The sequence below is a fragment of the Streptomyces sp. NPDC000410 genome, assembly GCF_040300305.1.
Lineage (GTDB): Bacteria > Actinomycetota > Actinomycetes > Streptomycetales > Streptomycetaceae > Streptomyces.
In genome coordinates, this window is sequence record NZ_JBEPDM010000004.1 from 272,952 (window position 1) to 292,341 (window position 19,390).

The following is a 19,390-nucleotide window of genomic DNA, read 5'->3' on the forward strand; positions in this document are numbered from 1 at the left end:
TCGAGGGTGCACTACGGTGACCTGGTGAGCAGACAAGTGAGGCCTGTCGTCGCCCTGTACGAACGCATCGCGGACGCCGTTCACGACGGCACCTACCCGCCGGGCTCCACCCTGCCCTCCGAGCCCCGGCTCGCGGCCGAGCTGGGTGTCAGCAGGCCCGCGCTGCGCGAGGCGCTGCTGCTGCTCCAGGAGGACGGGCTGCTCACCGTGCGCCGCGGGGTCGGCAGGACCGTCAACGCCCATCCGCCGCGGCGCGGCTTCGAGCACATCCAGCCGCTGGAGGAGCAGCTGTCCGCGGGGGCGCCGCTGCGGGTGCGGGGGCTGCTGCGGGCCGTCGAGGAGCCGACCGACTTCACCACCCAGCACCTGCTCGCGCCCGCCCGTGCCGAGCTGCGGTTCTGGGAGTCCGTGCTGCACGGGGAGGGCCTGGCGGCCGCCCTCAGCCATGAGTGGGCGGCGCCCGACGACGTACTGGAACGAGCTCATCCGGCGTTCGGACAGGCGCTGCGCGAGGTGCTGCGCGACGCCCGCGACGCGGAGCGGACCTCGATGCTCGCGGTGCTGGCCGGGGCCTCGCGCGGGTTCTCGCTGACCGCGCACTCCGGGGTCACGGCGACCCTGCTGGGGCAGCGGCGCGGGGCGCAGCTCGACCGCCCTGCCGATACCCCCGCCGTACTGATCACGCAGGTCGTACGGGCCGGGGACGTGCCGGTCATGGCGGCGAAGCACATGCTGCCGACGGGGGCTCCGGCCCTGCCCGTCCTCCAGTCGAACTGATCACGGACCGGGATGCCGTACACTCCCGCTGCATGCACTTGTCTGACAACCTCACCGTCGACTGGATCCACCGCGCCCCCAAGGCCGTGCTCCACGACCACCTGGACGGCGGGCTGCGCCCCGCCACCATCATCGAGCTGGCCCGGGACTGCGGGTACGACGCGCTGCCCACCGAGGAGCCCGAGGCGCTCGGTGTCTGGTTCCGCGACGCCGCCGACTCCGGATCGCTGGAGCGGTACCTCGAGACGTTCGCCCACACCTGCGCGGTGATGCAGACCCGCGAGGCCCTCTTCCGCGTCGCCGCCGAGTGCGCCGAGGACCTGGCGGCGGACGGGGTCGTCTACGCCGAGGTGCGCTACGCCCCCGAGCAGCACCTGGAGCGCGGGCTGAGCCTGGACGAGGTCGTGGACGCGGTGAACGAGGGCTTCCGCGAGGGCGAGCGCCGGGCGGGTGGCCGTATCACCGTCCGTACGCTGCTCACGGGCATGCGGCACACGCGGCGCTCCCTGGAGATAGCCGAGCTGACCGTCGCCCACCGCGAGCGCGGCGTCGCGGGCTTCGACATCGCGGGCGGCGAGATCGGCAACCCGCCGGCCGAGCACCTCCCCGCCTTCCAGCACCTCAAGCGGCACAACTGCCACTTCACGATCCACGCGGGCGAGGCCGTCGGCGCCGAGTCCGTCCACGAGGCGGTCCAGGTCTGCGGCGCCGAGCGGATCGGGCACGGCGTCCGGATCACCGACGACATCCAGGTCCACGACGACGGCACGGCCACGCTCGGGCACCTCGCCGCGTACGTCCGCGACAACGGCATCGCGCTGGAGGTCTGTCCCACCTCCAACCTCCAGACGGGCGCCGCGAAGGACTACGCCACGCACCCGATCGACCTGCTGCGCCGGCTCGGCTTCCGGATCACGCTCAACACCGACAACCGCCTGGTCTCCGGCACCACCATGAGCCGCGAGTTCCAGCACATGGTGGACGCCTTCGGCTACGGCCCCGAGGTCTTCGAGGCGTTCACGGTCGCGGCCGTCGAGTCCGCGTTCCTGCCGCTGCCGGAGCGCCGCCGGATCATCGACGAGGTGGTACGGCCGGGGTACGCGGCGCTGTAGGAGCAGCCGGTCAGGGGCGCGGGGGCGTGGCCGGTGAGGTCTGGGCGACGACGTCGTTCAGGGTCTTGCGGGCCACGTCCGCGTACTCCGGATCGATCTCTATCCGGAACCCCAGCAGGTAGTACTTCCCGCCCGTGGCGAACGCGCGGAGCATCTGCATCTGGTAGAGCCCTTGGACACCCGGCCACTCCTTGTCCGGCGCGATGTCCCCGGTGAACTCGACGTAGACCGTGTCACCGTCCGGGTTCTTCCAGTCATGGCCCTTCGGCATGCTGAACCACGGAAGCGGGCGGCGAACCGGTCCTCCTGCGCCTCCGTGCAGGCCGCCTTGCCGCACTCGGCGACCTCGGCGACCTCGGCGACCATCCATCCGAACACCTGCCGGGGCAACCCCTCGACCTTGTCGTGGCAGGTCCAGCGCACGAGGTTGCCGGTCTGCGCGCACTGCAAGGCGTGCCGGAACAGATGGACGCCACCGCTCTGCCGCAGCACACCGTGCCGGTGGGCGTCCTCCAGGAAGCCCCGCGGCCGCCGGCCCAGCCGGCCGGTGGCCCCCAGCCCGATCCGGGCGACCACGTAACGGCCCCACGCCGAGCGTGCCACTCCGCACAGCACTCCGGCCGCCACCCAGGCGGTGACGACCAGTGCCCACCGCAGCGGGGTCACGTCCCCCCACCGGTCCGGTGTCAGGCCGCCCATCACCAGCAGAACGGCGGCGCCGAGCGCGGACTCGGCGAGCGTGAGCTCGCCGTCACCACACTGCCGTACCGCCCCCGAGGCAATCAGTGACGCCCGTCTGTCGAGCTTGAGCACCTCCCACGGGCTCGCTGCGGAGACCGTGTCCGCCGGGGCGCTCAGCGAGCGCAGCGGCTCCTGTATCCACCAGCCCTGCGGGAAGGCGAACTGCCGTGGCGCGGGCATCGACTCACGTCTGGTGGCCGCGGCGCCCGAGAGGACGGCGAGGCAGGCCGGTACGGCGAAGGCGAGCCACACCGGACGTTGGTGGCCCCGACCGCGTCGGCGTACTCCTGGGGGCGGCTGGTGAGCACCAGCCGCCGGTCGGCACCGAGGGCGGTGTTGAGGTCCCGCAGCGCCTTCGCGCGGTAGTCGGCGGGCAGTTCGTCGAAGCCGTCGAGGACGGGCAGGATCCGGCCCGTGTTGAGCAGGGCTTCCGCGACGGCCGGCCGCTCCGGCTCGGACCGGCCCAGCTCGGGGTACAGGCCCGCGATCCTGGCGGCCGCCCACCGCCACGGGCCGTCCTCGGCCGGGTTCCAGCCCGCGATGGGCAGCACGACGGGCAACGGCGCTCCGGCGGCCTCGCTGTCCAGCAGCGCGCGGGCGAGGCGCAGGGCGAAGACGGACTTGCCGGCGCCCGCCGCGCCGAGGAGGACCAGCCGGCCGCGGGGCAGGCCGGTGAACAGTCCCTCGACGTCGGTGAGGTCGCCTCCGCCGTCGTGCGGGGCCTTGATCCACGGGTCGGTGAGCTCCCGCCTCCCGGCGGCCCAGCGCACCCTGAGCGGTACCGGATTGTGGATGCGGGCGAGGCGCTCCTCGCTGTCGTACGTCTCCCGCAGCCGGCCCGCGAGCGGGGCGACCGCGGCCGTCAGCTCGCTCTCCGGGACGACGATCTCGCGCCCGGCGCCGATGGCCCGTACCAGCCCGACGAGCTGTGTCAGGTCGAGGAGGGCCAGCAGCGCCCCGGCGACCCGGGCGCCCGCGCCGGGCTGCCCCGGCAGGGCAGCGGCGGCGGCGCCGGACGCCACCGCCCCGGCCAGGCGCATGGTGCGCGAGCGGACGGTCAGCGGCGGGAGGTGGATGTGGAGGGAGCCCGCCTGGAGGAGCCACCCGACCGATCCTCCGGTGACCCGGTTGTCGACGCGCGCCGGCCCCTCCCGACCCCGTCATCGCATCGCTCCCCCGTCGCCCGCGCCCGTAGGCCCCTATGGTGCCGTGAGCGCAGGTGTCAGCTCAACGCACCACGTACCACGGGGAGTTCGAGGACCCCGGTGTCCCCGGGGGCGCTGGTGACCGTCACCGGCTTGATGCCGCGATTGCCGAAGTAGGCACTGTCACTGCCCGCGATCACGAACTCCATTCGGTGGCCGGTCTCGTAGCGGTGCACGATGCCGGGCAGCTTCACCGTGAACGGCCTGGTGGCGTCCGGCACCCGTACCGGCGCCACCAGCCGGTGCACCAGTGTCTTCGTCCCGTCCGGTGCGATGTCGTACACCTTGGCGAACAGCACCAGCTTGTCGGCGGCGTCCCCGGAGTTCTGCACCTGCTCGGTCCTCGGCGAGACGACCTTGAGGGTGGCCTTCGGGGAGCCGACGACGTCGACCGGGGCCTTGAAGGGGTCGCTGGTCCAGCCGAGGTAGGTGCCCCTGGTGTCGTACGGCTTGGGGTCGGGCAGGCCGATCATCCCGGCGAGCGAGGACTCCGAATGGCTCGTCGGAAGCAGCCGGTTGCGGTATTCGCGGGAGCCGCGGGCGACCTTGGCGTGACTGTCGACGAGCTTGCCGTCGCCGGACAGGTACAGCTTGCTGTTCGGGGCCGGTACGGCGGCGGCGGTCCCGTAGCCGCTCTGCCAGTCCCGGTAGTACGCGAAGGCGGGTCCGGTGTCGGCCGACGTGTCCCGGTGGAGGTAGCGGTCGAACCAGGCGAGGATGCGCCGCCCGACGTAGCTGGTCTCCAGGTTGCCCTGCCCCAGATTGAGCTCACCCGCCGCCGGATCGGTGATACCGCCGCTGTGGCCCCAGGACTGCCAGATCATCTTGGTCTCGGTGCCCTGCGCCTTCAGCGTCTCGTAGCTCGCCTGTGCCTCGTTGAGGTTGAACAGGCTGTCGGCCTGGCCCTGGACGATCAGTGTCGGGGCCTTCACCTGGCGGAGGTAGGAGACCGGGGAGACGCTGCGGGCGAATCTCTGCATGGCCTCGGTCCTGTCGGCCGGGTAGCGGCCGGAGTTGAGCAGCCGCACGGTCCGGCACGCGTCGGCGACGAAGTGCAGACAGCCGAGCGAGCCGATGCGGGACGGATCGAGGCTGGGGTTGAGCAGTGGCTGGCCCTCGCCCATGAGGTAGAAGCCGTTCGCCCACTGCCATTTGAAGGCACCGGGGGTCTTCGCGTCCACGCCGTTCGGGGCAAGCGAGTATTCGAGGTTGTTCCAGGTGATCAGCGGGACGAGGGCGTCGACGCGGTGGTCGACGGCGGCGGTGGCGAGCTGGACCGCTCCGCCGTACGAACCGCCGATCATGCCGACGCGCGGATCGTCCGCGGCGTCCTTGGTGACGTAGTCGGCCCTGGTCCCGTCGTCGGCCGCCAGGGTGCCGGCGAGGAAGTCGACGAGCCGGGAGGCGGCGCGGCCGTCGATGGCCGGGTCGTCGAGGGAGATCAGACAGCCGGACTTGCCGAACCCGAGGCCGGAGTAGGCGAGGGCCACATAGCCGCGGGCGGCGAACGCCTTGGCGGTGGCGTCGGTCGAACCGTCGGCCTTGCTGCCGCCGAAGCCGTTGGTGGTGAGGACGGCGGGTGCCCGATGGCCGCTGTCGACGCCCTCGGGCCGGTACAGGTCGGCGTCGACGGTGCAGCTTCGGCCGCCCGCCTCGACGGTGAACTTCAGTGCGGTGACGGTGTACCGGCCGGTGGCGGGCGGTGCGGTGGTGGCTCCGGCGGGCGCGGCGAGGACGAGCGGTGCGGCGAGCGACGCGCTGATCGCGAGGGCGAGCGGCTTGGCGGATCCGGGCACGGTACGGAACACGGCACGGGACACGCCACGGGGCACGGCACGGGGCACGGCACGGGACACGAGCACCTCCACGCTGAGGGCACTTACCGACGGGTAAGTACTGGTCGCGCTCATGCTGTGACACGTGTCAGAGCCCCGTCAACGACCGGGACAGGTGTTTCTTGACGGAGATTCAGTGAAGAACTCGACCGGTGGAGAGGGAAGTTCAGAGCAACGCGGGCACGTCGAGCGTGAGCGCGCACGCGTCCGCGTCCAGCACCGCCGCAACCCCCAGCGGCATCGTCAGCGCCGTCGCCCCGTGCCCGAAGCCCAACTCCTCCACGACCGGCACGCCGAGGCCCCCCAGCCGGTCCAGGAACAGCGCCCGGACCTCCTCGTACGGACCGCACTCCGCCCACGAGCCGAGCGCGATCCCCGCCACCCCGTCCAGCCAGCGGGAGCGCAGCAGCTGGGTGAGGATGCGGTCCAGCCGGTACGGCTCCTCGCCCACGTCCTCGATCAGCAGCAGCCCGCCCCGGGCCGACGGCCGCACGTGCGACGTGCCCAGATCGGCGGCGAGCAGACTGACGCAGCCGCCGAGTGTGACGCCCCCGGCCCGCCCCGGCACCAGACAGCGGGCCGTGCCGAGACCGAGCGTCATCACCGACTCGGGCTCGAAGAGCGTGGCGCGCAGCGACTCCTGGGTGCGGGGGTCCTTGAGGAAGGTCATCGCCGCCGTCATCGGGCCGTGCAGCGTCGACAGTCCGGCCCGCACCGCGAAGGCCTCGTGGAGCGCGGTCACATCGCTGTAGCCGATGAAGACCTTCGGCCCCGCCGCGCGGATCGCCGACCAGTCGACGAGATCCACCATGCGCTGGGCGCCGTACCCGCCCCGGGCGCACATGACCGCCGCGACCGACGGATCGCACCACGCCGCCTGGAGGTCGCCGGCGCGCGCCGCGTCCTGTCCGGCGAGGTGGCCGAGGTCCGGGTGGGTGTCGAGGACATGGGGCATCACGACCGGCTCCAGCCCCCAGCCGCGCAGGATCTCCAGTCCCGCTTCGAGCCGGTCGGCCGGGACCGGGCCGCTCGGTGCCACGACGGCGATCCGGGCCCCCGGCGACAGCCGTCCGGGCCGGACCAGGGGCGGCGTGCGGGTCTCGTCCGTCACGGTCGCGGGCTCCCGTTCATTTCCTGAGGTCGAGTGCGGGGACGTCGGTGCGGGCGATGCCGAAGGTGCGCACGTACAGAGACAGTTCGGCTTCCAGGGCGCGGGTCATGGTGTCCGCGCGCCGGAAGCCGTGGCTCTCGCCCTCGAAGGCGATGTAGGCGTGCGGGATACCGCGCCCCGCCATCCGCGCGAGGAAGCGCTCGCTCTGCACCGGCGGGCAGATCGGGTCGTCCAGGCCCTGGAGCAGCAGGAAGGGTACGGAGATCTTGTCCGCGTGCTCGATGGGCGAGCGTTCCCGGTAGCGGCCGGGCACCTCGGCGAGCGGCCCGACGAGTGAGTCCAGGTACCGGGACTCGAAGTCGTGGGTCTCGCCGCCGGCCCAGCCCAGCAGGTCCAGGACGGGATAGATGATCGTGCCGCACGCGTACACGTCGGTGCCGGTGAGGGACGCCGCGGTGGTCCAGCCGCCGGCGCTGCCGCCACGGATCGCGAGCCGCGCCGGATCAGCGGTGCCTTCGGCGGCGAGCGTCTCGGCGACGGCCGCGCAGTCCTCGACGTCGACGACGCCCCACTGCTCGCGCAGCCTGTTGCGGTACTCCCTGCCGTAGCCGGTCGAGCCGCCGTAGTTGACCTCGGCGACTCCGATGCCGCGCGAGGTGAAGTACGCGATCTCCAGGTCGAGGACGAGCGGGACGTGGCCGGTGGGCCCGCCGTGTGCCCAGACCACGTACGGGGGCAGCTCGTCGGCGGGCGTCCGGTCCGGGTTGTGGGGCGGGTAGATGTGGGCGTGGACCTCCCGGTTGTCCGGGCCGGTGAACGTGCGGATCTGCGGCTCGGGGTAGTAGGCCGGGTCCACCGGGTCGACGTGCGCCGAGCCGATGACCCGGGTCCTGCCGGTGCGGGTGTCGAGCTCCACCACCTCGTACCCGCTGCGCGGGCTCGCGGCGACCCCGATCACCCGGGTGCCGCACGCGGTGAGCGACGGCGCCCATTCGGTCCAGGGGCCCGGGGCATCGACGATCTCCCCTGTCTCCGGGTCGAGTATCCCGAGGGCGGTGGTGCCCCTGCCGTGGACGACCGCGATCAGCCCGCCCTCCAGCGGCTGGAACCAGGTGAGCCCGATCCTCCACATCGCTCCACCGAACTCCTCCTCCCGGCCGGGACAGTGGACCGTGGCGGTCGGTGCCCCGTCGCCGCCGTCGAGCGCGTCCGGCCGGATGCTCCGCAGTTCCCACCAGTTGTCCGCGTCCGAGACGTACAGCAGCGAGCCGTCCGCGGCCCAGTCGGCCTGGGTGACCGACTCGTCGGTGCCTCCGGCGACGCGGCGTACCGCGTCGAACGGTCCGTCGTCCGTGACCTCGCCGAGCAGCACCTCCGTGCCGTCCCACGGCATCCGCGGATGGTCCCAGCCGATCCAGGCGACGCGCCGCCCGTCCGGGGACAGCCGGGGACCGGTGACGAACCGGTGCCGGTCGTCGGTGAGTTCCCGTACGGCGGCGCGGTCGTCCGCCGCCGTACCGTCCAGCGGCACCGCCGCGATCACCCGCCGCACATCGGTGGGCGCCTCACCGGTGAACTCCTCCAGTACGCACCAGACCTCGCCCCGGTCCGGGTGGACGACCGGATCCGCCCAGCGCAGTCCGCCGCCCACCCCGGACACCGGCGTGAGCGGCCGGGGCTCGCCGCCGCCGTCCGGCTCGTACGCGTAGAGCCGCTGGTCGGGATGGTGCACGAACACGATCAGCGGGCCGCCCTCGGCGCGTGCGACCCCGGCCCAGGGCCTGCCGCCGTACTCGATGACCCGGCTGCGTACGTTCCACGGAGCGGGGAGAACCGATTCCTCCTCCGCTCCGGCTCTCAGCCGCACCAGCGCGCGCCGCCCGCCCTCGGCGGGGCGCGGGGCGGTCCACCACACCTCGTCGCCGACCGTGCCGACGAACTCCGGGCGGCCGTCGTGCGAGGCCGCGAGCGCGGCGTCGATCGGCGACGGCCAGGTCCCGTAGGGCCCCGTGGGCACCATTCCCAACTCCCCTTGTACGAATTGCGCGAGCGACGAAATCCTGCGTGGACGTGCGAGATGTGCGTCGGCCCAGGTGGGCCCGTGCGGGCCTATGCGGACCGCAGGTAATGGTCGAGGACGCGGACGCCGAAGTGCAGGGCCTCGACGGGGACGCGCTCGTCCACGCCGTGGAACATCGCCGCGTAGTCGTAGCCCTCGGGCAGCTTGAGCGGTGAGAAGCCGTAGCCGGTGATGCCGAGGCGGGAGAACTGCTTCGCGTCGGTGCCGCCCGACATGCAGAACGGGACGACATGCCCGTCCGGGTCGAAGCGCTCGATCGCGGCGCGCAGCCTGGCGAAGGTCGGGGAGTCGACGGGCGCCTCCAGGGCGACCTCCCGGTGGTGGAACTCCCAGTCGACGTCGGGGCCGGTGAGCCGGTCGAGGGTCTCGCGGAACTCGTCCTCGGCGCCGGGCAGCATCCGCCCGTCCACATAGGCGGTCGCGTGCCCCGGGATCACATTGATCTTGTACCCGGCGTCCAGCATGGTCGGATTGGTGCTGTTGCGCACCACCGGCTCGACGAGCGCCGCGGCGCGGCCGAGCTTGCCCATCAGGACGTCCACGTCGAAGTCGGGGGCGTCCACGTCGGCGGCGATGCCGTGCAGCGCGGCGAGCTCGGCCAGGGCGGCCCGCACGGTCGGGGTCAGCCGCACCGGCCATTCGTACGCACCGATCCTGGCGATGGCCCCGGCGAGCCTGGTGACCGCGTTGGACCGGTTGACCTTGGAGCCGTGGCCGGCCCTGCCGTGGGCGGTGAGTTCCAGCCAGGCGGTGCCCCGCTCCCCCGCCGCGATCGGGTAGAGCGCCATCCCCGGACCCGCGTGGAAGGTGAAGGCGCCGGATTCGCTGATGCCTTCGGTGCAGCCCTCGAAGAGCTCGGGGTGCTCGTCGGCGAGGAAGCCCGAGCCGTCGATCGCGCTGGCCTCCTCGTCCGCCGTGTACGCGACCACGATGTCCCGGCGGGGTCTGACACCCGCGCGCTGCCAGGCCCGTACGACCGCGAGGACCATCGCGTCCATGTTCTTCATGTCGACGGCACCGCGGCCCCAGACGACCCCGTCACGGACCTCGCCGGAGAACGGGTGGACCGACCAGTCGGCGGGCTCGGCGGGGACCACGTCGAGATGGCCGTGGACGAGGAGGGCGTCGGCGGCCGGGTCGGTCCCCTCGATCCTGGCCACGACGTTCGTACGGCCCGGTGTGCGCTCCAGGAGCAGCGGCTCCAGTCCGGCGGCGGCGAGCCGCTCGGCGGCGTACTCCGCGGCGGGTCGCTCGCGGCAGTCCCCGCCGCCGCGGTTGGTGGTGTCGATGCGGATCAGCTCGGAGGTGAACGTGACGACCTCGGCGAGGGCCGCTTCGTCGATGGGCGTACCGGTCTGCGATTCGGTGCGGGTCACGTCAGCCATACTGCTCCTCCACGGCGGCCGAGACGATCGTCGTGACCGCTTTGAAGGTGCGAATTGCCTCATACATCGTCTCGCTGGTGTACGCGACCCGGCGCTCGCCGCCGCGGACGGCGCCGGGCACGACGGTGGCGGCCGCGGCGAGGTGCTCCGCGTCGAACTCCAGCTCGACGGTGAACGGCCCCCCGCGCACCGGCTCGTGGCGGACGGCCAGCGAGGTCGCCTCTTTGGCGGCGGCGCGGATGTCGGCGGCGGTACGGGCCGGGGTGCGGCACACCGCCGCGTACCGCGAGACGTGGTCCTTGACGGCGACCTTGTGTGCCTCCGGCGCGTACCCCAGCGCGTCCTCGCAGGTCAGGTCGTCGCCGGTGACCAGAACCACCGGGACGCCGTACTCCGCGACCACATGGGCGTTGAGCAGACCCTCGCTCGCCCGTGTGCCGTTCAGCCACACGCCGGTGATCGAGTTGGCGAGATAGGTGTGGGCCAGCACCCCTTCCGTGCCTGCTCCCGTGTGGTAGCCGACGAAGGCGATGCCGTCCACGTCGCCGTGCTGCACGCCCTCCACCATGGAGAGCGACTTGTGGCGCCCGGTCAGCATCTCGGCCCGTTCGTCGAGGCGCTCCAGCAGGAGGTTGCGCATGGTCCAGTGCGCCTCATTGATGATCACCTCATCGGCTCCGCCGTCGAAGAAGCCCAGCACCGCGGCGTTCACGTCGGAGGTGAACAGGGACCGGCAGCGCTCCCACTGGGGGGTGCCGGGGAGCACGTCGGCCGGCCAGGTGACACCCGTGGCGCCTTCCATGTCGGCGCTGATCAGGATCCTCATGGAGCTGAGCGTTCCCCGCGGCCCGACCCGCCGAACCGGACAGAACCGGACCGGACCGGAAGGGAACAGGCCGGACGGGTACGGACCGGACCGTTCCGGCCGGGCCCGGATCGGATCGGATCGGATCGTCGGCCCAGCGGCCCGGCCCCAGCCCACGTATCAGTCCTCCCGGCCCACCACGAGCCAGGTCGACGGCAGTTCGATACGGGAGCCGTCCGCCGCGTACTCGGTCGTGGCCAGCGGCAGTTCCCCGCTCGCCAGGACGCCGAGCCCCGCCGAGCGGAACAGCTCCGGCACTTCGGCGTCCGGGACCGCGGCTGGCGTGATGCCGTGCCGGAGGACGGGCAGCATCTTCGGCGGCGGTCCTTCCGGCCGCCGGAGCAAGTACGAGACCCGCTCGGGTTGCTGGGGACGTGGCTGTTGCCCCCGACGATGCACCGGGAGTACCAGATGGATTACGGAGTGATGCGGCGGTGCTCGCACCGCCAGGTCAAGGATGGCCTTCACCTCCCACTCGTGAGGCGCCTCGCGCCAGAACCCTTCCCAGGCGTCCCTGTACCGACTCGTCACCGTCATGACGATCGGTCTACCGCCCGTGGGTAGCGGGAGCAAGTACCCGGCGGGAGGGCCGCAGTTGCAGTTCGAACCAGACCGACTTGCCCGCGCCCGAGCGGCTCGTACCCCACTCTCTCGCCAGGGCGCTCACCACGCTCAGCCCACGCCCCGACTCGTCGTCCGGACCGGCGGCGCGCAGCGCGGGCAGGGTGTGCCCGTCGTCCGTGACCTCGCACAGCAGGGCGTCGGTGCGGACGAGCCGTAGCTCGATCCGGGCGCTGTCCGTGTGCCGTACGGCGTTGGTGACGACCTCGCTGACCAGCAGTTCGAGTGTGTCGGCCTGCTCGTCGAGCGCCCAGGCCGCGAGCTGCTCACGCGCCAGTCGGCGGGCCGTGGCCACTTCGCCCGGCTCGGCGGGCAGCTGCCAGCGGGCCATGTCCTGCGCCGCGATGCCACCCAGCCGGGCCATGAGCAGCGCGACGTCGTCCTTGCGACCGCCGCGGGCACCCAGGGCACGGATGATCGTGTCGCAGGCGTCGTCCATGGAGGCCGCCGGGTGCGCCGCCGACTCGCAGAGCGTGGCGAGCCCGACCCCGATGTCCTCGCCGCGCACCTCGACCAGTCCGTCCGTACACATGACGAGGCGGTCGCCCGGCGCGACGGCCACCCGGACCGTCTCGAAGGGGACCCCGCCGACGCCGATCGGCGCGCCGGTCGGCAGTTCCAGCAGCTCGCTGCGGCCGTCGGCCGCTCGTACGAGGACCGGGGGGACATGGCCCGCGTTCGCCATCAGGAGCTCGCCCGCGATCGGGTCGTACACGGCGTACAGACAGGTCGCGAGGTAGTGCTCGCCGAGCCGCTGAGCCAGATCGTCGAGGTTGCGCAGGAGCTGGTCGGGCGGGAGGTCGAGTGCGGCCATGGTCTGTACGGCCGTACGCAACTGGCCCATCATCGCGGCCGAGTTGAGGCCGTGACCCATCACGTCGCCCACCACCAGGGCGGTGCGCGAGCCGGGCAGTTTGATCGAGTCGAACCAGTCCCCGCCGACGCGGCCGAGGAAGGTGCCGGGCAGATAGCGGGTGGCCGTGTCGCAGCCCGGCATGCGCGGAGCGACCTGCGGCAGCATCGAGTGCTGGAGGGTCTCGGCGACGCTCTCCTGGTACGTGTACATCCGGGCGTTGTCGAGGACGAGCCCGGCGCGGGCGGCGAGCTCCGCGCCCGTCACGCGGTCCATGTCGTTGAACACCGCGCGCTCCGGGTGGCGCAGCAGGATCATGAAGCCCAGCACCACGTTGCGCGCCTTGAGCGGCACCACCAACATCGACCGGCCGTTGATCAGCGGCCGGACGTCCCGCTTCTCGAACCGGTCCGCGATGGCGGTGCCCATCTCCTCGCTGATGCGCGGCACCAGCACCGGTTCGCCCGTGGTCATGCACCGGAAGAACGGCGTGTCCACGGGGAACGGCATGGACTCGCCGACCGGTACGACGTCGTCCCAGCGGCCGGGCGCGTCGACGTGCTCCACGGCGACGCGGTGCCACAGGGTCGTGGCGTCGGGCGGCCCGTCCGGGAAGCCCTCGCCCGCGACGACCTGTTCGCGCAGGAACGTGCCGGCGACGTCCGTGAACCGCGGCACGACCGCCGCGCTGACCTCGTGGATCGTACGGGCGAGGTCGAGCGACGAGCCGATGCGGCCGCTCACCTCGTTGAGGAACTCGAGGCGTTCGCGCACGGCGGCGTATTCGAGGTCCTGCTCCGGGTCGGGGCCGGCCGCCTGCCGCCGCGCCCCGCGACGTACGCCGTCGCGCCTCGGCACCCCCCAGTCGGGGGTGACCGGCACCCGGTCCTGGAGGCTGAACTCGATCACCGGATAGCCCAGTTCCAGCACCTGCGCGACGATACGGGTGGACTCCTGGACGCTCATGCTCGGCAGGATCTCGGGGAGCCTGCGGGCCAGTTCGTCCGAGCCGGGGAAGTCGGTGTGCAGCGCGAAGCCGGGCGCGATGCGCTCCACGCTGTGGGCCGCGTCGAACCGGGCCGCGTCGGCGGCGAGTACGAGCAGTCGCTCGGGCCCGGGGCCGACGAGCGGATAGGCCCACCACAACACGTCGATCCGGCCGTCCTCCCCCTGCCTGGACAGCCGGGCGCGCCCGGCCGCCGGATACGAGGCCGTGCCGCCCGGCGAGCCGTCCTCCGCGAGCGCGCCCGAGACCGGGAGCAGTTCCCCGGCGGCCCGGCCGAGCGCGGCTTCCTTGCTCCGTCCGAACAGCCGCCGGGCGCCGGTGGACCAGTGCGACACCAGGCCGTCGCCGTCGATGACGACCACGGCGAGGGGAATCCGGCCGACTGCGGCGGGCTGCTCCGGCGGAACGACACGGTCCATGGGCGGAGGCTCCTTCCACGGCGCGCCGTGGACCCGCGCCTGCTACCCCACGGTAGGGGTCCGCGCCCCCTGCCCGCCGGGCATCCCCACAATCACCCCCGGTTCGGGGGACGGCGCGTTTGCCTGGCGGGGGGGGCGGGGCGGGGGCGCCTGCGGCGGGCCCTTGTCCACTACCCGCCCTCCCCCAGAGCTTCGCCTGGGAGGTACCCCCATCCCGAACTGGGGGCAAGCCCCCAGACCCCCGTACGGCCTCCGGCCGTGTCCTCAAACTCCCCCTACGCCCTGCGGGCGTGGGGGGACCCCCAGACGGGCTGGGTTTCCCAGCCCCTCCGGCGTTTGAGGAGCGGGGGTTCGGGGGCGGAGCCCCCGCAAACGGGGTCTGGGGCGCAGCCCCAGCTCCGGGAAGGGGCGGGTAGGGGAAAGAAGTCCGCCGCAGGCGCCGCCCACCCGCACCCCACCCACCTCCCATGCCAGGCCCTAGAAGGGCCGGTCCTCGTGGCCCAGTTGGAGGTCGCGTTCCGTGCGGCCGCCCCCCGCGACCTGGAGGACCGTCGCGACCGGCGGATAGCCCGCCGCGATCACGGTGTACTCACCGGACGACAGATCGACGAAGCGGAACGTACCGTCCGCGCCCGTCGTCAGCGTGTCGACCACATTGCCCGCCGCGTCCAGCAGCGTCACCCGCGCGTCCTCGACCGGCCGGCCGCCGCCCGCCCGCACCGTCCCGCGCAGCACCGCGCCGCCCGCGAGTTCGATGTCCTGGCGGGTCTCGCGGGAGGCCTGGACGCTCACCGGGAGCGCCGCGGGGCGGAAGGCGGGGGCGCTGGCGGCGAGGGTGTACTCGCCTGCCACCAGTTCGCCGATCACGTAGCCGCCCTCGCGCCCACTGCGCGTGGTGGCGACGACGTCGCCGCGTACGTCGGTCAGGGTGACCGCGGCGTCGCGTACCGGGGAGCCGTCGGCGGTGACGACGGTCCCGGCGAGCCGTCCCGCGCCGCCGAGGACGACGTCCAGGTCGACGGGACGGTCGCCGACGGTGACGGACACGGCCTGCGGGTGGTGACCGAGGGCCGCGGCGATCAGGACGTACGAGCCGGGCCCCGGCACGCTGAGCGCGTAGCGCCCGTCCTCGCCGCTGCCGCCGCGCCCGATCTGCTGTCCGTGCACGTCGATCAGGGTGAGCGCGGCACGCGGGACGGTGGTGCCGCAGACGGGTACACCGGCGACGTACGCCGGGGACGACGGGGACTCGGTACGGGCATGCGGTACGGACACCAGCGGACTCTCCTTGAGGAAGAAGGCGAGGATGAGGCCGACGACGAGCACCGGCACGAGGTAGAGGAAGATCCGCGGCATCGCGTCCGCGTACGCCTGGATGTACTCGGCCCGGAGCTCGGGCGGCAGGGCGTGGACCAGCTGCGGGGTGATCGCTTCCGGGGCCGGCAGCGCGGCCTCCGCGGGCAGCCGGCCCGCGAGCGCGTCGGTGAGCCGTTCCGCGAACAGCGTGCCGAAGACGGCGGCGCCGACGCTGCCGCCGATCTGCCGGAAGTAGTTGTTGGCGCTGGTGGCGGTGCCGAGGTCGGCGGGCGGAACGGCGTTCTGCACCGCGACGATGAGGACCGGCATCACGAGCCCGATCCCGACGCCGAGGATGGCCTGCCAGACCGAGTACTGGAACCGTGTGGTGTCCGCGTCCAGCCAGGACAGCAGCCACATGCCGACGACCGAGACCGCGCTGCCGACCACCGGATAGATCTTGTAGCGGCCGCTGCGGGAGATGAGGTGGCCGGAGACGATCGAGGCGACGACGACACCGCCCACCATGGGCAGCATCAGCAGCCCCGACTCCGTCGCGCTGGCGCCGTCGACCATCTGGAGGAAGGTCGGCAGATAGCTGGCCGCGCCGAAGAGCGCGACGCCGACGACCGCGCCGACGAGGCCGGTGATGGTGAAGACCGGGTCGCGGAACAGCCGGAGCGGGATGAGCGGTTCGGGTGCGTAGTGTTCGACGACCAGGAACAGCAGAGTCGTTCCGGCGGCCCCGGCGGCGAGGCCGAGGATCACGCGTGAGGTCCAGTCGTACTCCGTACCGCCCCAGCTGGTCAGCAGCACCAGACAGGTGGAGGCGGCGGCGAGCAGCAGTGCGCCGAGTACGTCGAAGCGCGCCCGCGTCGCCGGTTTGGGCAGCTTGAGGACGACGGCGACGACGACGAGCGTGACCAGTCCGAACGGCACGTTGAAGTAGAAGCACCAGCGCCAGGAGACATGGTCGGTGAAGAAGCCGCCGAGCAGGGGTCCGGCGACGGACGCGAGCCCGAAGGCGGCTCCGATCAGCCCCATGAAGCGGCCGCGTTCCCGGGCGGGGACGATGTCGGCGATGATCGCCTGGACGCCGATCATGAGGCCGCCCGCGCCGATGCCCTGGATGGCGCGGAAGGCGATGAGCTGGTCCATGGTGCGGGACCAGCCGGCCAGGGCGGAGCCGATGACGAAGACGACGATGGCGAACTGGAAGACGCCCTTGCGGCCGTAGAGATCGCCGAGTTTCCCGTAGACCGGCAACCCGATGGTGGCGGTGAGGAGATAGGCGGTGATGGCCCACGACATCCGGTCCAGGCCCTGGAGTTCGCCGACGATCTTCGGCAGCGCGGTGGCGACGATCATCTGCTCCAGCGCGGCGAGCAGCAGCGCGAGCATCAGGGCGAAGAAGACCAGGCGTACGCGGCGGCGGCTCAGGCCGGGAGGCGTGGGTTCGGCGGGCGGCCCGGGGTCCCAGGGGGCCGCCGTCTCCCCCTCGGTCCGCCCGTCCTCCACCAGCGTGATCCCGCCCACGTGACTCTCCCCTCGTCGCTGCGAGGCGTCATTCTTCGCATTACGCGCCAAGGGGGAGCAAGCGGAACGCTATCGGGGAGCGGGGTCCTGAGCCGGGCGGGACGGGGCGTGCGGGGCGCGCTCCGGGCGCTCAACAGGGGCTTTCCCGCGGCTCCGGCGCGCTGGGCGCGCCCCGGAGCCGCGGGGAAAACCACTCGAAACGGTGAGTGTGCGAGGTGACTACGAGACCGACCGCGCGGCGGGGGCTACTTCTCGACCTCGGCCGCCAGCTTGGCGAGCAGCTGGTCGTAGATCCGGCCCAGGCCCTTGGGCGCGAAGGTCCGCTCGAAGAAGCCGCCGATGCCGCCGGCGCCGTCCCAGACGGTGGTGACGACGACCCGGGAGCGGCCTTCGCCCGCCGGGGTGACGGTCCAGGTGGTGACCATGGAGGAGTTGCGGTCCTTCTCGACGAGCTGACCTCCCCCATAGCCTGCGGCATGGGCGGGGCCCCCAGTCGGCTCGGTCACCTCCAGCAGGCAGTCGCGGACGCGCTTGCTGGTGGCCTGGAGCTTCCAGTGGACGAGGGTTCCCTCGCCGTCCCCGCCCTCACGGACCTGGTACTCGCTGAAGTGCCCGGGCAGGAGCTTCGCGCGGGTGTCCTTGTAGTCGGCCAGCGTGTCGAACACCGTCTCCGCGTCCGCCGCGATGACCCGTTCCGTCGTGGCCTCGACCTGCGCCATTGCTCATCCTCCAGCGATTGGTTCTCGGGGTGGTCCCAGCGAGTGATCCCAGCGGGTGATCCGGCGGGTGATCCCTCGGGACCGCCCCGGGTGACCCCCGCGTGAGACAGCCAATCACCTCCCGCGCGGCCGCCCAAAATCGGGTCTGCGACGCGCTGGGTCAAGAGCCCCCGATCAGGGGCGACGGCTCGCGAGAACGCAGAACTCGTTCCCCTCCGGGTCGGCGAGTGTCACCCAGCTCTCCTCGCCCGTCTGACCGACCTCGGCGTGCCGGGCACCCAGGCCGAGCAGGCGGCGGACCTCTTCGTCCTGCTCCCTGTCGGTCGGGTTGACGTCGATGTGGAGCCTGTTCTTGACGGCCTTGCCCTCGGGCACGCGCGCGAACGTCAACACCGGTGGCACGGGGCCGGGGTGGCCCTTGCCCTCAGGCACCGCGGGGGAGCCGATGGTGACGACTCCGTCGCGCTCGTCCCGCACCTCGTAGTCGAGGACCGCGCACCAGAACCGGGCGAGACAGCCGGGGTCGGCACAGTCGACCGCGAGCTCGGTGAACTTACTGGTCACGTCAGGACCTCCCAGTCCGGTGGCGGGCCCGCCGAAGGCCACGCGCTCATCGGAGAGTCTGCCCCACTCCAGCAGCGATCAAGCGAACGCATGTTCTATTCTCTGGCTCAGTGCTACCAAGGAGGCCCCGTGCGCTGGGACAATCTGGCCGACAACACCACGAGCGCGCTCTTCGGGGCGGACTCGGTGACCACCCGGACGTTCGACACCCCCGAGTTCCGCGGCATCACCTTCCACGAGGTCCGCGCCCGCTCGATCGTGAACCGGGTGCCGGGCGCCTCACGCATGCCGTTCGAATGGACCGTCAATCCGTACCGGGGCTGCACCCACGCATGCGTGTACTGCTTCGCCCGTAAGACGCACAGCTATCTCGACCTCGACACCGGACTCGGTTTCGACTCCCAGATAGTCGTCAAGATCAACGCGCCCGAGCTGCTGCGCCGCCGGCTCGCCTCCCCGGGGTGGCAGGGCGCGCACATCGCGATGGGCACCAATGTCGACTGCTACCAGCGGGCGGAGGGGCGCTACCGGCTGATGCCCGGGATCATCGGCGCCCTACGCGACCACGCCAACCCCTTCTCGATCCTCACCAAGGGGACGCTGATCCTGCGCGATCTGGACGTGCTGCGACAGGCCACGGACGTCACCGAGGTCGGCGTCTGCGTCTCCGTCGGGTTCACGGACCGCGAGCTCTGGCGGACGGTGGAGCCCGGTACGCCCTCCCCCGAGCGACGACTCGACGTCGTACGGACCCTCACCGGACACGGCATCGGCTGCGGCGTCCTGATGGCCCCGGTCGTCCCGTTCCTGGGCGACCATCCGGATCAGCTGCGCGCCACCGTACGGGCGATCGCCGCGTCCGGCGCGACGTCCGTGACCCCGCTCGTCCTGCATCTGCGGCCCGGAGCGCGCGAGTGGTTCATGGCATGGCTGGGCAGGGAGCATCCGCATCTCGTGCGGCGCTACGAGCGGCTGTACGCCGAGGGCGCCTACGCACCCAAGTGGTACCAGCGCCGCATCACACGCCATGTGCACGAACTCGCCACCGAGTTCGGGATCGGTCCGGCGCAGCGCGGCACACCCCGGCGGATCCCGGTGCCCGACCGGCCCGACGCACCGGACGCGCCCGCACACACCGGGCCGGGCGGCACGCAGCTGTCCCTGTTGTGAGCAAACGGGTCACTTCCGCGGTGATCGTGACCTTCCGGGCGGGATTCCGGGAACACTGCCCCGGGGCCGGCCCGCTCCGGGCCGGGCCCCCGCCA

15 protein-coding genes are annotated in these 19,390 nt (G+C 72.3%); 3 read left to right on the forward strand and 12 right to left on the reverse strand.

Annotated features, from left to right (window positions below):
- Positions 1 to 24 precede the first annotated feature (24 nt).
- Positions 25 to 777 carry a GntR family transcriptional regulator gene (locus ABT342_RS08180; protein ID WP_351568754.1) on the forward strand — a complete coding sequence of 251 codons (753 nt, stop codon included), beginning with the start codon at positions 25 to 27 and terminating at the stop codon, positions 775 to 777.
- Positions 778 to 809: 32 nt separating this feature from the next.
- Positions 810 to 1,889 carry an adenosine deaminase gene (locus tag ABT342_RS08185; RefSeq protein WP_351568756.1) on the forward strand — a complete coding sequence of 360 codons (1,080 nt, stop codon included), beginning with the start codon at positions 810 to 812 and terminating at the stop codon, positions 1,887 to 1,889.
- Between the two features lie 10 nt (positions 1,890 to 1,899).
- On the opposite strand, the gene ABT342_RS08190 is transcribed toward ABT342_RS08185, so the two are convergent.
- The 12 genes from ABT342_RS08190 to ABT342_RS08245 all read right to left on the reverse strand — a co-directional run bounded on the left by ABT342_RS08190 (position 1,900) and on the right by ABT342_RS08245 (position 18,125).
- Entirely contained in the window at positions 1,900 to 2,160 is a 261-nt protein-coding gene (locus tag ABT342_RS08190; RefSeq protein WP_351568759.1) for a hypothetical protein, read from the reverse strand.
- Between the two features lie 583 nt (positions 2,161 to 2,743).
- Positions 2,744 to 3,670, reverse strand: coding sequence for an NACHT domain-containing protein (locus ABT342_RS08195; RefSeq protein WP_351568762.1), 927 nt, complete (start codon positions 3,668 to 3,670; stop codon positions 2,744 to 2,746).
- Positions 3,671 to 3,852: 182 nt separating this feature from the next.
- A complete protein-coding gene (locus ABT342_RS08200; protein WP_502965491.1) occupies positions 3,853 to 5,703 on the reverse strand; it encodes a CocE/NonD family hydrolase in 1,851 nt (616 codons plus the stop codon).
- Positions 5,704 to 5,836: 133 nt separating this feature from the next.
- Complete coding sequence (locus ABT342_RS08205) at positions 5,837 to 6,781, reverse strand: S66 peptidase family protein (RefSeq protein WP_351568765.1); 945 nt, start codon at positions 6,779 to 6,781, stop codon at positions 5,837 to 5,839.
- 16 nt (positions 6,782 to 6,797) lie between these two features.
- Complete coding sequence (locus ABT342_RS08210) at positions 6,798 to 8,801, reverse strand: LpqB family beta-propeller domain-containing protein (protein ID WP_351568768.1); 2,004 nt, start codon at positions 8,799 to 8,801, stop codon at positions 6,798 to 6,800.
- Positions 8,802 to 8,890: 89 nt separating this feature from the next.
- Positions 8,891 to 10,246, reverse strand: coding sequence for a M20/M25/M40 family metallo-hydrolase (locus tag ABT342_RS08215; protein WP_351568770.1), 1,356 nt, complete (start codon positions 10,244 to 10,246; stop codon positions 8,891 to 8,893).
- Positions 10,239 to 11,072: a M55 family metallopeptidase gene (locus tag ABT342_RS08220; RefSeq protein ID WP_351568773.1), complete on the reverse strand. Its 834-nt coding sequence runs from the start codon at positions 11,070 to 11,072 to the stop codon at positions 10,239 to 10,241. Before ABT342_RS08220 ends, ABT342_RS08215 begins: the two co-directional genes overlap by 8 nt.
- A 159-nt stretch (positions 11,073 to 11,231) precedes the next feature.
- Positions 11,232 to 11,423 carry a hypothetical protein gene (locus ABT342_RS08225; RefSeq protein ID WP_502965484.1) on the reverse strand — a complete coding sequence of 64 codons (192 nt, stop codon included), beginning with the start codon at positions 11,421 to 11,423 and terminating at the stop codon, positions 11,232 to 11,234.
- Positions 11,424 to 11,658: 235 nt separating this feature from the next.
- Complete coding sequence (locus ABT342_RS08230) at positions 11,659 to 14,010, reverse strand: ATP-binding SpoIIE family protein phosphatase (protein WP_351568776.1); 2,352 nt, start codon at positions 14,008 to 14,010, stop codon at positions 11,659 to 11,661.
- 477 nt (positions 14,011 to 14,487) lie between these two features.
- Positions 14,488 to 16,842, reverse strand: coding sequence for an MFS transporter (locus ABT342_RS08235; protein WP_351568779.1), 2,355 nt, complete (start codon positions 16,840 to 16,842; stop codon positions 14,488 to 14,490).
- 245 nt (positions 16,843 to 17,087) lie between these two features.
- Positions 17,088 to 17,561, reverse strand: coding sequence for an SRPBCC family protein (locus tag ABT342_RS08240; RefSeq protein ID WP_351568781.1), 474 nt, complete (start codon positions 17,559 to 17,561; stop codon positions 17,088 to 17,090).
- A 174-nt stretch (positions 17,562 to 17,735) separates the two neighbouring features.
- Positions 17,736 to 18,125, reverse strand: a complete 390-nt coding sequence (locus ABT342_RS08245) for a VOC family protein (protein WP_351568784.1) — start codon at positions 18,123 to 18,125, stop codon at positions 17,736 to 17,738.
- A 129-nt stretch (positions 18,126 to 18,254) separates the two neighbouring features.
- Between ABT342_RS08245 and ABT342_RS08250 the strand changes: the two genes are divergently transcribed.
- A complete protein-coding gene (locus ABT342_RS08250) occupies positions 18,255 to 19,295 on the forward strand; it encodes an Rv2578c family radical SAM protein (RefSeq protein WP_351568787.1) in 1,041 nt (346 codons plus the stop codon).
- Positions 19,296 to 19,390 lie beyond the last annotated feature (95 nt).